This window comes from Promicromonospora sp. NPDC090134, assembly GCF_044746965.1.
Taxonomy (GTDB): domain Bacteria; phylum Actinomycetota; class Actinomycetes; order Actinomycetales; family Cellulomonadaceae; genus Promicromonospora.
In genome coordinates this window covers 376,274-391,304 of the sequence record NZ_JBIVCZ010000003.1, presented here as the reverse complement: position 1 = coordinate 391,304, position 15,031 = coordinate 376,274, and the positions used below count along the sequence as shown (strand labels likewise).

Below are 15,031 nucleotides of genomic sequence, written 5' to 3'. Positions count from 1 at the left end.
CCCATGTCGCAGCACGCCGGCCGGACCTACGTGGTGACCGGTGCGGACTCCGGGATCGGCGCCGCCGTCGCCGGCCGGCTGGACCGGGCGGGCGCGCGGGTGCTGCGGTGCGGCCTCGCCGACACCGCCGACGTCCGCGCCGACCTGACCACCGCGGGCGGGCGTGACGCCGCCGTCGCGCGGGTCCGGGAGCTGGCCCCGTCCGGGATCGACGGGGTCGCGCTCGTCGCGGGCAGCGCGGACGAGCGCATCGCCGTCGGCCTCAACTACTTCGGGACCGTCGGGCTGCTCGCCGCACTGCGCGGCGACCTGGCGCGCCGGACCGCACCCCGCGCCGTCGTCGTGAGCTCGGCGTCCTCGCTCTCCGCCGGTGAGGACGACCTCGTGGACGCCTGCCTCGCCGGCGACGAGGCCCACGCCCTGGCGGTCGCGGACCGGATGATCGCGCGCGGCCGTGGGGGAGTGATCTACCGGTCCACCAAGATCGCCCTGAACCGGTGGCTGCGCCGTGCCGCCGTCACCGAGGAGTGGGCGGGGGCTCGGATCCCCCTCAACGCCGTGGCCCCGGGCATCGTCGAGACCGGGACCGCGCGACGGACCCTGCTCGCCGACGCCACGAGCGTGCGCGTGCTCCAGGACGCCCTGCCGCAGCCCCTCGGGATGCCCGGCCCGGTCGAGCCGGTCGCCGCGGCGATCGCCTGGCTCCTGACGCCGGACGCCGCGTTCGTCACGGGGCAGGTGCTCTTCGTCGACGGCGGGGCGGAGGCCACGCTCCGCGGCGACGCGCCGTTCGCGTCCGGCGTCCGCTACGGGCCGCTGCGGATGGCGCGCATGATCGCGTGGACGGTCGTGGGCCGGCTGCGTCCCCGCCGGGGGTCGCGAACAGCGCGCCGGGCGCCCAGGTCGGTGACCTGAGCGCCCGGCGCGGGGGGTGTCAACGGGTCGCGCGAGCGGCGTTCTCGATGACGTTCGCGGTCTCGGTCGGGTGCGAGACGTACCCGGCGTGCGAGGCGTTGATCGAGGTGGTGTGTGCGTTCATGCGCTGGGCGAAGAAGCGCTGCGCGGTGGGGGACAGGGCGTGGTCGTCGTTGGAGACCTGGTACCAGCTGGGGATCGTCTTCCAGGCGGGCTCGCCCGAGGGTTCCTCGAGGACCGCGACATCGGCGGGGCGCTGGGTCGCGGCCATGAGGCGGGCCTGCTGTGCGGGCAGGTCCTGGGCGAAGATCTCGCGGAAGTGGGCGGGGTCGATGGTGGCGTCCACGCCGCCCGGGAACGGGCGCAGCACGAGGGACTCGGGCTCCAGCAGGCTGCCGGGGTACTGGGCGGGGTCGTTGAAGTCGCTGACGGTCTCGCCCTTGTCGGGGGCGTGGGCGGCGATGTAGACGAGGGCGTCGACGTTGTCGGCGCCGGTGGCGGCGTTGGTGATGACTCCGCCGCCGTAGGAGTGGCCGACCAGGACGACGTCGCCGTCGATGGAGTCGACGACGCTGCGGACGTAGGCGGCGTCGGACGCGAGGCCGCGCAGGGGGTTGCCGACGGCGATGACGGGGTAGCCGTCGTGCTGCAGCTTGTCGATCACGCCGCCGAAGCCGCTCGCGTCGGCGAAGGCGCCGTGCACGAGGACGACGGTGGGCTTGGTCGTGTCGCGGTCGGGGTGGTGGCTGCTGTCGGCCTGGGCCACGCCGGCCCCGACGCCGAGGGCGAGGGCCGCGCTGACCGCGACGCCGACGACTGCGCCGAGCCGGCGCGTGGAGGTGCTGAACTTCATGGGAATGCCTCTCGTACTGGTCTAGGTAGACTGACTAGTAACTCTACCGTACGTCCGATCGGTCCGAGATGCAAAACGCCCTGATTCCGGGCTGGGTCGGGCCGGCTCGGGCGCCGTGCCTACGCGCCCAGCAGCGGGATGCCCGCGTACCCCCGCGCATCGTGCGCGGGCACGATCCGCACGTCGGGCGGGAACGCGGCCAGCCGAGCCAGGTCCTGCCGGACCCGCGCCGGGTCGCTGTCGGCGAGCAGGCGCATCAGGAGGGGCCGTTGCGCGCCGCGCTCGATCCCGTCGAGCTGCCACGTGAGGTCGCCGATGAAGGCGAACCGTCGGTCCGGCCGCTCTGTGACGAGGACCACGACCGAGCCGGTGGTGTGGCCGGGCGCCGGCAGGATCACGACGGAGCCGTCCCCGTGCAGGTCGTGGCTTGCCGGGAAGCCCAGGTGGGGCGGACCGTCGAACGCGTACACCCGCAGGTCGTGGCCCGCGACGACCCGGCTGAACACCCGGTCGCCCCGGCTGCCGGCCGCGTACCGCAGCTCCTCGGGGGTCACGAGGACCGGCACGTCGAGGGAGTCCAGCCCGCTGGCGTGGTCCCAGTGCGAGTGGGTCAGGAGCACACCGAGCAGCCGGCTGCGGTCGTAGCCGGCGGCGTCGAGCTGCTCGCTCGCGGTCGCGCCGAGGTGGTGCGGCGAGCGCCGGAACGCGGGCAGCATCCGGATGTGCTCCTCGGCGTGCGCGCCGAATCCGGCGTCGACGAGGACGTCGCCCCTCGGGTGCCGGACCAGCACGGCCGTGGCGGCGAACTGCCGGCGGTCCCGGAAGCTGCCGCCCCGGAAGGCCAGGGCGGCCGGGGTCTCGTAGGAGCCCGTGGGGAGCTGGAAGACCTCGACCTGTGCGGGCGGGGTGTCATTGTTGGTCATGCATGCCAGTATTGAACGATGCGTTCAACAGTGTCAACGCGGTCCAGTACTCGTAGGATCGCGCCATGACGAGCGAGACCGCAGCCCTGGACCCGCGCATCGCCCGCACGCGGCGCGACGTGGTCGCCGCGACCAGCGCGCTGCTGCTCGACGAGGGCTGGGACGCCGTCACCCACGCGGCGGTGGCGCGGCGCGCCGGCTACTCCAAGGCGACCGTCTACACGCACTGGCCCACCCGGCTCGACCTGATCAGCGCGTCGATCGAGCAGATCTGCGACGAGGCCGACCATCCGGCGGCCACCGGCGACCTGCGGGCCGATCTCCGTGCCGGCCTGGCGGACTTCGCCGACGACCTCACGCACGGTCACCTCGACCGTCTCCTGGCGGGCGTCGTCGAGCGCGCGAACGACAGCGAGGTCGTCGGCCGGCTGCGCACACGGCTCTACGAGACCGGGACCAGTGCCCTGCGCGCCGTCCTCGAGTCCCACGTCGCGCAGCGCGACGTCGAGCCCGCGCTCGCGCTCCTGACGGGAGCGGTGCTGGTGCTCGTCACGTTCGAGGGCAGGCCGGTGGGCACCGCGGCGATCGACGACCTCGTCGACCGGGTGCTGGCCTCCACGACGCCGCGGGCGAGCTAGGCGCCCCGGCTCACGCCGGGCTGCCGCCGAAGCCGATCTCGTTGCCCTCGGGGTCGCGGTAGACCACCTTGCGGACGTCGCCGTAGATCTCGGTGTCGCTCGGCTCGATGCCGCGGGCGGAGATCGCCGCGACCCGGGCGTCGAGATCGTTCACGTACAGCGTGTGCGTCGCGTTCCCGGCGCGCTCCGGGCGCTGTTCGAGCACGATCCAGCGGTGGGGCGCCACCTCCCACACCGCCTCGGTCGGTGTCGGGCACCGGCCCCGCGACTCAGCGCAGCGTCACCGTCACCTGGCGCGTCTGCCCGTCGCGCAGGACCTCCACCTCCACCTCGTCGCCGTCGGCGGCGTGGACGACGACGTGCGCGAGCGTCGAGTCCGTCGGCGCGTCCTGGCCGTCCAGGCCCGTGATCAGGTCGCCCACCCGGAGGCCGGCGGCCTGCGCGGCACCACGGTCCGTCACGGCGGTCACGACCAGCCCCGGCGGCACGCCGAACCGCGCCGCGGCGGACGGCGGCAGCGCGGAGACGGTCATCCCGAAGGACGGGTGCGCGACCCGGCCGTGCTCGATCAGCTCGTCGGTGATCGCCCGGACCGTGCCCACGGGAACCGCGAACCCGATCCCGACGCTGCCGCCCACCGGCTGCCCCGCGCTGTCGGGCACCGTCGAGATCGCCGTGTTCACCCCGACCAGGCGCCCGTCGCAGTCGACCAGCGCACCGCCGGAGTTGCCGGGGTTGATCGAGGCGTCCGTCTGGATGGCCCCGGTCAGGACCGTGGTGCCGCCCTCGCCGGTCGGCACCGTCACCGAGCGGCCGGTCGCGCTGACGATGCCCGCCGTCACCGTGCTGGACAGCCCCAAGGGCGCACCCAGCGCGACCACGGGCTCCCCGATGGCCACGTCGTCCGACCCGGCCAGCTCGATGGCGGGCAGCGCGCGCCCGGGCTCCACGGCCAGCACGGCGAGGTCGGTCTGCGGGTCCCGCCCCACCAGCTCGGCCGGCAGGCGCTCCCCGTCGGCCAGGATCACATCGATCCGGCCGTCGGGGACGGCCGGCGTGATGACGTGGTCGTTGGTGACCACGGCGCCGGCCTCGGTGAGGATCGCACCGCTGCCGGTACCTGACTCCGCGCCCGTCGCGCTGATCGTGACGATCGTCGGCAGGACGCGCGGGGCCACCTCGGCCACGTCGCAGCTACCCACCGGCGCGGATGCGTCCGGGTCCGCCGTGAGCCGGGCGCCGAGCACACCCCCGGCCAGACCCAGCGCCAAGGCCGCGAGGGCGGCCCCGGTCGCCAGGGCCGGGCCGCGCCACCGGCGACGCCGGGGTTCGGGGGACGGCTGCGCGCACATCGATTCTCCCCGGGATGGTCGCGCACGGACGTGCGGTGCCGGGCGCAGGAACGTCTACAGGCTCGCACGGGAACGGCCCTCCGGCGACGGCACGGTCGCCGCTGATCAGCCGGCGCCGCGCAGCCGCCGGCCCGCGCGCAGCACCGTCGCGCGGGCCAGCTCGTCGAGGGTGTCCACGAGCACGACGCCGGGCAGGCGGTCCGGCGGGGTCGCCTCCGCCGCGACCGACAGCTCGGTGCACCCGAGCACGATCGCGCCGGCGCCGCGCGACCGCAGGTCGGCCACGACACCCGCCAGCGCGGTGAGGTCTCCGCCGCGGCCCGCCTTGACGCCGTCGTAGATCAGGGAGGTCACGGCCGCCTGGCCGGCGACGTCCGGCACCAGGGCCTTGACGCCGTGGGCGCTGAAGGCGTCCAGGTAGACGCCCGACTCGATCGTCCCCTCGGTCGCCAGCAGGCCGACGGCCTCCGGCCGCGACCCGCTGAAGCGGCCGGTCCAGGCGTCGCACACCGCGGACACCGCCGCGTCCACCGCGGTCAGCAGCGGGGCCGACGTCGCCGCGGCGACCGCGCCGGCGAAGACGTGCGCCGTGTTGCACGGCAGCACGAGGAAGTCGGCTCCGAGCCCGGCGAGGCGCCGTGCGTCGGCGGCGAGCACGGGCCCGGGATCGTCGGCGGAGCGCCCCAGCACGAACGCCGTCCGGTCCGGGACGGTCGCGTGCTGGAGCACCACCATGTCGACGTGGTCCTGGTCGCGCTCCGCGTCGGTCAGCCGCACGACGCGCTCCATGAACAGGACCGTCGCGAGCGGCCCGACCCCGCCGAGCACGCCGACCAGCGTCCCCGCGGGGCGGGCGCCGGGTCCGCCGTCGTCGGGCAACGGCGCGCCGCCGTCAGGCAACGTCCCGCTCTCCGGACGCGACGGGCTCGACTGGCCGCCCGTTCGCCTCGCCCGCCTCCGGTGCGGGGTGGTACTGCGAGAACTTGCGCACCTGGTTCAGTTCGGCGAGGCGTACCCAGGCGTCCCGGCGGGGCGACCGGTCCCGGCCGTACTTGAGCGGGTGCACGGCGCGGGCGCGGCGCACGGCGGCGCGCACCTGCTTGTCCCGCACGTACCGGTCCAGCAGGAAGCCCGGGACGATCCGGTACAGCACCTCCTGCGGCTCGGCGGCGGTCGGCCAGAACCCGGTCAGGTGGTCGCCCATCCAGTAGGCGGCGGGGTTCAGGCCGCTCGCCGTCAGGTAGTAGTTGGACCGCCCCGTGCGCGGGTTCAGCTCGAAGAAGTGCCCGACGCCGGTGCGCGGGTCCACCTTCACGTCGAAGTTCGCGAACCCCGTCCAGCCCAGGTGCTCCACGAGCCGGCGGGCGTCCGCCTCGACCTGGGGGAGCGGCCCGGTGAGGATCGCGGCGGGGTTGCCCAGGGTCCCGGGCGTGTGCTCCTCGAGCAGCACCCGGCCGCCCCACGCCATGCGCACCTCGCCCGTGCGGTCGGAGTAGGTGGTCATGATCCGCATCTGCGAGTCGTCGCCGGGCACGTACTCCTGGATGATCATCGGCCGCCGGTAGCCCGCGTCCCCGGCCGCCGTCAGCAGCGCCGCCAGCTCCTCGCGGTCCTGTACCAGGTGCACCTTCGCCTTGCCGCGGAACGACACCTGGTGCCACGCCGTGTTGTCGCCGGGCTTGGCGATCAGCGGGTAGCGCAGGTCGAGGTCGCCGACCGGCTCCCCGCCGTCGCGCACCTCCGTGCGGGGGTGCGGGACCCCGACCTCCTGGCACAGCTCGGAGAACCGCCGCTTGTCCATCACCCGGTCGAGCAGGTCGACCGACGGGTAGGGGACGATCGCCACGTCCGCCAGCCGGTCGCGGTGCTCCGCGAGCGCCCGCACGTACCAGTCGACGCAGGTCAGGGCGATGACCGGCCCGGGTCCGGCCGCCGCGATCCGGCGGATCAGCTCGACCAGGACGTCGGGGTCGTCGAGGCGCGGTTCGACGACGTTGCAGATGATGCCGGAGTGCGCGACGTTCGGCGTCGGGCGGATGGACACGACGGTCGACCTGACCCCGTAGCCCTCGTGGAAGGCGCGCGCGAGGCTGTAGGCGCCGGCGTCGCCACCGAGGATGACTGGGTGCACCGCTTTGTTCCTCATGACATCTCACACGTCCGAGGCGCGGGAAACGTTGTGTCACAGAGGGGGTGAAGTGGAAAAGTCGGGCACCTGGAGAGCCAGGATGGCCCGGCAGCGCGCCGGGCCATCCGCGGTCTCTCCGGGGCTCCCCGCCCTACTCGGTGAGCTGGGCGCGCAGCGCGGCGGCGTCCATCAGGTACCACATGTGCTTGAACCGGCCGTCCTCGACCTCGTAGAACGCGGTCTCGGCGAAGGTGACGGTCGCCCCGGTGGGGGCCAGGCTGTTCCACTCCCGCTCAGGCGTCCCGGTGTCGACGAGCCGGGCGGCGACGTGCCCGCCGTCGACCAGCAGCTCCTTGATCTCCCAGGTCAGGTCCGGGACGGCGTCGGTGTGCCGACGGAACTCGGCCACCATGTCGTCGCGGGCGACCGGGGTGCCGTTCATGATGACCTCGTCGTGCGCGAACTCGTCCATGCGGTCGAAGTCGCGGTTGTTCGCCAGCTCCACGTACCGCCGGTAGAAGTCGCGCAGCTCCTCCGGGGTCATGCCCGCGCTCACAGGGTGACCGCCGCGGAGGGGGCGGACGCGGGGCGGATGCTCTTCATTGCTGTTTCCGATCTGTTGGTTCGTCTGCCGGTGGTTCGACACCGGCCAGGTGTTCCGAGTCTCGCCCCGCGCCGTCCGGAGCAAAATGAACCTGTCGAGCCTCGTACTGGCAGGGCCACCCTCCGCCGGGCGGCCGCGTGATACGACTGGACGCATGGTCGTGAACTCCAGCGAGCTCGCCAGCAGCCTGCGTGCGTGGCGTGACCGGGTCGCGCCCGCCGAGGCGGGTCTCGCCGCCGGGGGACGACGGCGTGTGCCCGGCCTGCGGAGGCAGGAGGTCGCCCAGCTCGCGGGGCTGTCGGTCGAGTACCTCGCCCGCCTGGAGCAGGGGCGTGCCGGACATCCCTCGGCGTCGGTGCTGATGTCGCTGGCCCGCGTGCTGCGGCTGTCCGACCAGGAGCGCGTGCACCTGTTCCGGCTCGGGGACCAGGCGGAGCCGCTGTCGGGGCAGGTCAAGCGGCACATCACGCCCAGCGTGCAGCGCATCCTGGACCGGCTCACCGACACGCCGGTGACCGTCGTCGACGCGTCGTGGCACTGCGTCACCTCGAACGCTCTGGCCTACGCCCTGACGGGCGACACGTCGGCCCTGCCGCTGCGGGAGCAGAACCTCGCGTGGATCATCTTCACCCACCGGTCCACCCGCTACGTGCGTACCGACGAGGAGGAGCGCCTCCTGCGCCTGGAGGTGGTCGCGGACCTGCGGGAGGCGTGGGTCCGGTACCCGGAGGACACCGAGCTGCGCGAGCTCGTCGCGGACCTCCAGGAGGTCAGCCCCGACTTCGCGGAGCTGTGGGAGCGGCGCCTGCCCCCGCAGCCCGCCCCGGGCCACCGGACGTTCCTGCACCCGGAGATCGGGCCGATCACTCTCGACAGCGACTTCCTCACCGTCCGGGACAGCGACCTCCGGCTCATCGTCTACACCGCCGCACCGGGCACCGAGGCCGCCGGGCAGCTCGACCTCCTCGCGACGATCGGGCTGCAGCAGTTCAGCTGAAACTGCATAGAACCCCGCGCTGCCCGGGCTGCGTCTATGGTGCATGACGCCAACCAAGCGGGGTCCACGACGCCGCGAACCATCCCCGACACCGCTCCCTGAACGCTCCCTTCGGGGACGGTGGAGCGGATGAGCGGGACTGCCGTGGGCGTGGTCCCCGAGACGGTCACCACGGAGGTCCCGGTCGTCCGGAGCGGCGCCGACCCCGTCGCACAGTTCACGGTCTTCGCCCACGCCAAGACCCCGGCCCTGTACCGGATCGCCTACATGCTGTGCGGCGACGAGCACCGCGCGAAGGACCTGGTGCAGATCGCGCTCGAGCGCACGTTCAACGCCTGGCGGAAGGTGGGCGACGGCGACCCGTTCGCCTACGCGCGCCGCGTCCTGGCGACCGCCCGCATCGACACCTGGCGCCGCACCCGCCGCGAGGTGCTCACCGACGACCCCGCCGCCAGCGTGCGCAGTCCTGGCGTGCTGGTGTTCGAGGGGGAGGTGGTCGACCGTAACCGCCTGGTCCGCGCGCTCATGCAGCTCACCGTGAAGCAGCGGCGCGTGGTGGTGCTCCGGTTCATGCTGGACCGCTCGGTCGCGGAGACGGCCGCCGAGCTCCGCATCTCCGAGGGCACCGTCAAGTCCACCGCGGCACACGGCCTACGACGCCTGCGCACCGTCCTGGTGCCCAACGGGGGAGAACGATGATGACCATGTACGACACCCACCCCACCCAGGACGCGGCGCTCGCGGCCGGCATCCACACGGCGGGGTCGATGATCGAGACGCCGGGGGACCTCGACCCGGCGCTGCTGGTGGCGACCGCCGTGCGCAACGTGCGGCGCCGTCGGGTGGCCAGGACGGCGGGAGCCTGCCTCGCGGCGCTCGTGCTCGCCGGCGCGGGTCTCGGGGTGCTCGGCGCGGCCGGCGCCCACCGCGGTGACCTGCTGCCGGGCAGCGACCGGGCGGCGGCGGACGCGACCCCGTCGACGGGTCCGTCGACCGGTCCGTCGGACGGCGCACCGGCCGGTCCGGACCCGAGCGGCCGGCCGGTCGGTGGCATCGAGTACCCCCTGCTCGAACCGCTCGACCACGTGGTGCCGGCGGGCTGGAAGCAGGTGGAGCTCAACGGCCTGTCGTTCGCCGTGCCGGAGTCCTGGACCTCCGAGGCTACGGAAGGGCAGTTCACGCCCGGCGTCGAGTGGACGGGCCAGACGGTGACGCACGTGAACGGGGGCGTGGATCCCGAGGAGCTCGAGGACCTCTACGCGCAGCTGCCGGGGGCACCCGACCTCACCGCGGAGGAGCTCGAGGCGGCGACGAAGGAGCACCCGGAGTACGAGCGGGTGTACGTGCAGGGCGGCAAGCCGGGCGGGAACTGGTGGACGCAGACCGACCCCGCCCCCTGGTCCCAGATGATCACCGTCCCCGGTGCGGACTACGCCGAGGTCCAGCCGTCGGTCCTGACCCTGGACGGCGAGCCGGAGAGGTACGACGCCCAGATCTACCTCCACCAGAGCGACCGGGGCGAGAACCTCTTCCTCGTGGTCGAGTTCGACGGCACCGAGCAGGGCTGGAAGGACCTGCACGCCTTCCTGGGCACCCTGGACTTCCGGCGGTGACCCGCCTCAGGCGCTGACCCGCCTCAGACCAGCTCCAGCAGGATCCCGTCCGCCGACTCCCGGCCACCAGGTCCGTGGTCGCGGACGATGGCGACGATCTCGTCGAACAGCGTCGGACCCTCGCCGCGGCGTGCGGCGTCGAGCCGCGCGGTGAAGGCCGCGCGGTTCGACGGGTCGACGCCGGGCAGGATCCGTTCCAGCCGCCGGGCCGTCTCCGGGTGGCCGAGCGCCGCGCGGGACGTCTCCGAGCTGGTCCACCGCAGGGTCCAGCCGGCCGCCGGGGTCCCGTAGCCGCCGCGGAGCACGTCGTCGAGGGCGTCGAGGTTTCCGCGCCAGGTGTACCCGCTCAGCAGCCGGGAGAACTCGCGGGCGAAGCCGTCGAGGTCGCCGAACCGCGTTCCGTCGACGACGAGCACGGGGAGGTCACGAGTCATGGTTCGAGGCTATCCGTCCCGCTCGGGGCCGGGCCCGTGCGCGGCGTCCGGCCCCGAGGGGGACGGGCGCCGCGCACGGACCGGTCACATCCGGTAGAAGTCGCCGTAGTGGTTGGGCGAGAAGTAGGTCACCCCGGTGGTGCGGTCCAGGATGAGCCGGTAGGACTGCCGCGCGGCACCGCACGCCCGCGGCGTCACGTCGAACTCGAGGTAGGAGTGGCCGGCCGGGAGCTGACCCTCGCGGTTCTGGTGCGTGCCGCCCGCATAGTTGCACTGGCCGTTCGGCCAGCTGACCCAGCCTCGGGTGCTCGGGTAGCCCTTGGAGCTCCAGATCGACTTCGAGGAGTACGCCTCCGTGCAGCCGCTGTGCGTGCAGGAGCCGTAGACGGTCGCGCTCGCGGCCGGGGCGACGGTGATGCCGCCGGCGACGAGGCTGACCATGGCGGACAGGACGACGAGCATTCTGATCAGGCTGGACACGGTGCTGGTCTTGGTTCCGGTCTTGGTGCTGGTCTGCTCGGACACGCTGATCTCCCTCTCGGTGGGGGAACTGGTCGGGGTGAATCCTCGCCCACCCGGCCGACGCGGACCCGACGACGCACCGACCGGCGGGTGAATTTTTCCTTTCTGTCCCGTCCGGGCGGAGATTCCGGGCCGTTCGTCCCTGGCGCGGCGGACGGCGGGCGCGGGACGCTGGCGGGGTAGACGCGCCTGCCCACGGAGCGTGGGCACCGAGCGCCTGCCCACGGAGCCGTCATGACCACCCACACCAACAGCCGGGCCGGAGCCGCCGCCGAGAACGCGTCCGCGCGGGCGCCCGGCGGGCCGTACGTCTACGACCTGTCCGACGGGGACGCCGGGATGCGGGCGCTGCTCGGCGGCAAGGGCGCCGGCGTCGCGGAGATGCGGCGCATCGGCCTGCCCGTCCCGGACGGTTTCACCGTCACCACGGCGGCGTGCGTCGCCGCGATGGAGGACGACGGCGCGTGGCCCGAGGGCCTGTGGGACGAGATCCGCACGCACCTGGCGGCCCTGGAACGCCGCACGGGGCGCACGCTCGGGGCGGCCGAGCGGCCGCTGCTGGTGTCGGTGCGGTCGGGGGCGGTGGTCTCGATGCCGGGGATGATGGACACCGTCCTCAACCTGGGCATGTCGGACCGGGCGGCGCAGGGCCTGGCCGCCGAGTCGGACGACCCGCGCTTCGCCTGGGACACCTACCGCCGGTTCGTGCAGATGTACGGCACGGTGGTCGAGGGGGTCCCGGGGCAGGCCTTCGAGGACGAGCTGACGGCCCTGAAGGACCACCGCGGGGTGCGGCGGGACACCGAGCTGACGGCGGACGACCTGAGGGACCTGGTGGCGACGTTCCGCGGCGTCGTCCGCCGGAGCACCGGCCACGACCTGCCGACCGAACCCCACGAGCAGCTCCGCCGGGCGGTGGACGCCGTGTTCGGGTCCTGGAACAGCCCGCGGGCGCGCGTGTACCGCGAGCTGAACAAGATCCCGGACGACCTCGGCACCGCCGTGAACGTGATGCAGATGGTGTTCGGCAACAAGGGCGACACCTCCGCGACCGGGGTGTGCTTCACGCGCAACCCGGCCACGGGCGCCCGGGAGCGGTACGGGGAGTTCCTCCTGGACGCGCAGGGGGAGGACGTGGTCGCGGGCATCCGCACACCGCTGCGTCTCCCGCAGCTGGAGTCGGTGCTGCCCGGGGTGTACACGCAGCTCCTGGACACGATGGACCGCCTGGAGCAGCACTACCAGGACATGCAGGACATCGAGTTCACGATCGACGACGGCACGCTGTACCTGCTCCAGGTGCGCACCGGCAAGCGCACCGCCGCGGCAGCCCTCAAGGTGGCGCGCGACCTCGTCGCGGAGGGCGCGATCGACCGGCGGACCGCGCTGCGGCGGATCGACCCCGCCCAGCTCGACCAGCTCCTGCACCCGACGCTCGATCCCGACCAGGCCCCGGCCCCGCTCACGCACGGCCTCAACGCCTCCCCGGGCGCGGCGGTAGGCACCCTCGTGTTCGACGCCGACACCGCGGCCGAGCGGGGCGGGGCCGGCGAGGACGTCGTGCTCGTGCGGTGGGAGACGACGCCCGACGACATCCACGGCGTCGCCGCCGCCCAGGGCGTGCTCACCGCCCACGGCGGCATGACCTCGCACGCCGCGGTGGTCGCACGCGGCATGGGCAAGCCCTGCGTGGCCGGCGCGGGCGAGCTGCGCATCGACGTTTTGGCCCGCACCGTCACCGTCGGCGACACCGTGCTCACCGAGGCGGACACGATCACCGTGGACGGCACCACCGGATACGTCTACCCGGGCGCGCTCCCGCTCGTGCCCCCGCAGATGACCGACGAATTCTCCACCGTGCTCGGCTGGGCCGACGACGTGCGCCGCCTCGGGGTGCGCGCCAACGCCGACAACGGCCCGGACGCCGCCCGGGCCCGCGAGCTGGGCGCCGAGGGCGTGGGCCTGTGCCGCACCGAGCACATGTTCATGGCCACGGACCGCCTGCCCGTGGTCCAGCGCATGATCCTGGCGGACACCACCGAGGCCCGGCAGGCAGCCCTGGACGAGCTGCTGCCCATGCAGCAGGCGGACTTCGAGGAGATCTTCACGGCGATGACCGGCCTGCCCGTCGCCGTCCGGCTCATCGACCCCCCGCTGCACGAGTTCCTCCCCGACCTGGTCGAGCAGTCCCTCCTCGTGCAGCGCCTGGAGGCCGACGGCACACCCGGGGAGCTGGAGCAGGCCCGCACCCTCCTGGCCCACGTGCTGCGCCTGTCCGAGGCCAACCCCATGCTCGGCACCCGCGGCGTGCGCCTGTCGCTGCTGTACCCGGAGATCGGCGTCATGCAGACCCGCGCGATCCTCCGCGCGGCGCTCGCGGTGCGGGGGCGGGGCCTGGACCCGCGGGTGGAGATCATGGTGCCCCTGGTCGGGTACGCCGAGGAGCTGCGGCGGATGCGCGAGATCGTCGTCGCCACCGCGGACGAGGAGCTCGGCGCCGCCGGGGTGGCGGACCTGGACTACCGCGTCGGCACCATGATCGAGCTGCCGCGCGCCGCCCTGACCGCCGGCGAGATCGCCGAGCACGCCGACTTCTTCTCGTTCGGCACCAACGACCTGACGCAGACGACGGTGGGCATCTCGCGCGACGATGCCGAGGGCTCGTTCCTCACCGCCTACCTGGAGGCAGGCATCGTGCGGGCCAACCCGTTCGCCTCCCTGGACGCCGACGGCGTGGGCGAGCTCGTCCGGATCGGCGTCGAGCGCGGGCTGCGGACCCGGCCCGGGCTGGAGACGGGGGTGTGCGGCGAGCACGGCGGCGACCCGGCGTCGATCGCCCTGCTCGACGAGCTCGGCCTCGACTACGTGTCCTGCTCGCCCTACCGCGTGCCGGTCGCGCGGCTGGCCGCCGCGCAGGCACGGCTCGACGGCGGGCCCGGCGAGGAATGACGTCAGAGCACGGTGAGGTAGTCGCGCGGCTCGTCGGTCCCGGCCCGGGCGGTGCACGGATCGTCCGCCCGGGGAGCGTCGAGGCAGGCGATCGCGGCACGCTGCCTGGCGCGGTCGCAGCTCACGGCGAGCACGTTCGCAGGCGGCTCGTCCGTGCCCCAGGTGCGGGGCACCCAGGCGTACAGCGGGCAGCGCAGCCGGGACGCGACGCGGCGGGCCGCCCGCATGGCGCGCACCAGGTCCGGGTGGCTGTCCGGCGCGCTCGCGTCGATCGTCAGCACCCCGTCGACGGGACCGGCGACCGATCGCAGCTCGGCGGCGAGCACCTCCGGCGGGTTCCACTGGAGGTGCGCCGCCCGGTGCTCGAGCAGCGTCGCCTCCCGGGCGCCGAGCAGGCCGGCGGCGTGCATGAGCTCGTCCGCCCGGACGGGACGGCGCCCTTCGCCCGCGGCGGCGCACTGGTCGTGGGTGAGGCAGATGACCTGCACGGCCGTACCGGTGTCGGCGAAGGCGGCGATGACGCCGCCGAGCGTCACCGTGGCGTCGAACGGGTGCGCGCACACCACCAGCAGGCGCCGTGTCTCCGGCAGGGCTGAGCGCTGCCGGGCGGGTCCGGCGGCGGTCTGCGCGGTGTGCGGCACGATGTCGACGACGACCTCGGGTCTCATGGCTGCTCTCCTCGGTTCGGCCCGGGTCTAGCGCTGCAGGTGCACCGGGCGGTGCTCGATCTCGGCGATGTCGTCCGACGTGGCGCGCAGGAGCCGGTCGGCCAGCTCCCGCAGCGCCCGGGCGGCGGCGAGCTCCTCGCCGATCTCGGGGACGGCGGCGTCCTCCGGGTTGCGCCGGGCGCGCCCGTAGCCCTCGAGGGAGGTCCCGCTCGACGTGGTCAGGACGGCGTGCGCCCCGGTCATGCGGCCGTCGCGCACGAGGTCGTCCGCGTCGAACAGGTGGATGGCGACGTTCCAGGTGTGGGTCATGGCTCTGCTCCCGCCGGTCCGCGACGCCGGCCCACGCCCTGCTGCCGACGTCCACCCCAGCCTCTCGCTGCGCCGGGCCGTCCGGCCAGGGACCAACGGCCCGGGTGCGTCAGGACGGAGGGCACA

Annotated in this window: 17 protein-coding genes; 6 read left to right on the top strand and 11 right to left on the bottom strand. The window is 73.9% G+C overall.

Annotated features, from left to right (window positions below):
- Positions 1-3: 3 nt before the first annotated feature.
- Complete coding sequence (locus ACIPN7_RS11440; protein ID WP_400541450.1) at positions 4-915, top strand: SDR family oxidoreductase; 912 nt, start codon at positions 4-6, stop codon at positions 913-915.
- A 19-nt stretch (positions 916-934) separates the two neighbouring features.
- Here ACIPN7_RS11440 and ACIPN7_RS11435 read toward each other — a convergent pair whose 3' ends face one another.
- Positions 935-1,768: an alpha/beta fold hydrolase gene (locus tag ACIPN7_RS11435; protein ID WP_400541447.1), complete on the bottom strand. Its 834-nt coding sequence runs from the start codon at positions 1,766-1,768 to the stop codon at positions 935-937.
- A gap of 119 nt (positions 1,769-1,887) precedes the next feature.
- Positions 1,888-2,691, bottom strand: a complete 804-nt coding sequence (locus ACIPN7_RS11430; protein ID WP_400541444.1) for an MBL fold metallo-hydrolase — start codon at positions 2,689-2,691, stop codon at positions 1,888-1,890.
- 65 nt (positions 2,692-2,756) lie between these two features.
- Here ACIPN7_RS11430 and ACIPN7_RS11425 point away from each other — a divergent pair, with 65 nt between their 5' ends.
- On the top strand, positions 2,757-3,329 hold the full coding sequence (locus tag ACIPN7_RS11425; RefSeq protein ID WP_400541441.1) for a TetR/AcrR family transcriptional regulator: 573 nt from the start codon (positions 2,757-2,759) through the stop codon (positions 3,327-3,329).
- Positions 3,330-3,339: 10 nt separating this feature from the next.
- Here the strand turns inward: ACIPN7_RS11425 and ACIPN7_RS11420 are convergent, their stop codons facing one another.
- From ACIPN7_RS11420 to ACIPN7_RS11400, 5 genes are all read right to left on the bottom strand, one after another.
- Positions 3,340-3,555, bottom strand: coding sequence for a VOC family protein (locus ACIPN7_RS11420; protein WP_400541438.1), 216 nt, complete (start codon positions 3,553-3,555; stop codon positions 3,340-3,342).
- Between the two features lie 43 nt (positions 3,556-3,598).
- Complete coding sequence (locus tag ACIPN7_RS11415; RefSeq protein ID WP_400541435.1) at positions 3,599-4,681, bottom strand: S1C family serine protease; 1,083 nt, start codon at positions 4,679-4,681, stop codon at positions 3,599-3,601.
- Between the two features lie 105 nt (positions 4,682-4,786).
- The gene (locus ACIPN7_RS11410) at positions 4,787-5,581 is read right to left on the bottom strand and encodes an aspartate/glutamate racemase family protein (protein WP_400541432.1); all 795 of its coding nucleotides are present in this window, start codon (positions 5,579-5,581) and stop codon (positions 4,787-4,789) included.
- Positions 5,574-6,812 (bottom strand): carboxylate--amine ligase, encoded by a 1,239-nt coding sequence (locus ACIPN7_RS11405; RefSeq protein WP_400541429.1) that lies wholly within the window; start codon positions 6,810-6,812, stop codon positions 5,574-5,576. Before ACIPN7_RS11405 ends, ACIPN7_RS11410 begins: the two co-directional genes overlap by 8 nt.
- A 148-nt stretch (positions 6,813-6,960) precedes the next feature.
- Complete coding sequence (locus tag ACIPN7_RS11400; protein ID WP_400541426.1) at positions 6,961-7,353, bottom strand: ester cyclase; 393 nt, start codon at positions 7,351-7,353, stop codon at positions 6,961-6,963.
- A gap of 214 nt (positions 7,354-7,567) precedes the next feature.
- Here ACIPN7_RS11400 and ACIPN7_RS11395 point away from each other — a divergent pair, with 214 nt between their 5' ends.
- The 3 genes from ACIPN7_RS11395 to ACIPN7_RS11385 all read left to right on the top strand — a co-directional run bounded on the left by ACIPN7_RS11395 (position 7,568) and on the right by ACIPN7_RS11385 (position 10,023).
- On the top strand, positions 7,568-8,410 hold the full coding sequence (locus tag ACIPN7_RS11395) for a helix-turn-helix transcriptional regulator (RefSeq protein ID WP_400541423.1): 843 nt from the start codon (positions 7,568-7,570) through the stop codon (positions 8,408-8,410).
- A gap of 129 nt (positions 8,411-8,539) precedes the next feature.
- The gene (locus ACIPN7_RS11390; protein ID WP_400541420.1) at positions 8,540-9,109 is read left to right on the top strand and encodes a SigE family RNA polymerase sigma factor; all 570 of its coding nucleotides are present in this window, start codon (positions 8,540-8,542) and stop codon (positions 9,107-9,109) included.
- Positions 9,109-10,023, top strand: coding sequence for a hypothetical protein (locus tag ACIPN7_RS11385; protein ID WP_400541417.1), 915 nt, complete (start codon positions 9,109-9,111; stop codon positions 10,021-10,023). Before ACIPN7_RS11390 ends, ACIPN7_RS11385 begins: the two co-directional genes overlap by 1 nt.
- Positions 10,024-10,046: 23 nt before the next feature.
- Here the strand turns inward: ACIPN7_RS11385 and ACIPN7_RS11380 are convergent, their stop codons facing one another.
- Both ACIPN7_RS11380 and ACIPN7_RS11375 read right to left on the bottom strand, forming a co-directional pair.
- Positions 10,047-10,457: a barstar family protein gene (locus ACIPN7_RS11380; RefSeq protein WP_400541414.1), complete on the bottom strand. Its 411-nt coding sequence runs from the start codon at positions 10,455-10,457 to the stop codon at positions 10,047-10,049.
- Positions 10,458-10,541: 84 nt separating this feature from the next.
- Positions 10,542-10,982, bottom strand: a complete 441-nt coding sequence (locus ACIPN7_RS11375) for a ribonuclease domain-containing protein (RefSeq protein ID WP_400541411.1) — start codon at positions 10,980-10,982, stop codon at positions 10,542-10,544.
- 231 nt (positions 10,983-11,213) lie between these two features.
- Between ACIPN7_RS11375 and ppdK the strand changes: the two genes are divergently transcribed.
- A complete protein-coding gene (ppdK, locus tag ACIPN7_RS11370; protein ID WP_400541408.1) occupies positions 11,214-13,928 on the top strand; it encodes a pyruvate, phosphate dikinase in 2,715 nt (904 codons plus the stop codon).
- A 2-nt stretch (positions 13,929-13,930) separates the two neighbouring features.
- Here the strand turns inward: ppdK and ACIPN7_RS11365 are convergent, their stop codons facing one another.
- Complete coding sequence (locus tag ACIPN7_RS11365) at positions 13,931-14,596, bottom strand: PIG-L deacetylase family protein (protein ID WP_400541405.1); 666 nt, start codon at positions 14,594-14,596, stop codon at positions 13,931-13,933.
- A gap of 27 nt (positions 14,597-14,623) precedes the next feature.
- Positions 14,624-14,905: a dsRBD fold-containing protein gene (locus ACIPN7_RS11360; protein ID WP_400541402.1), complete on the bottom strand. Its 282-nt coding sequence runs from the start codon at positions 14,903-14,905 to the stop codon at positions 14,624-14,626.
- Between the last annotated feature and the right edge of the window lie 126 nt (positions 14,906-15,031).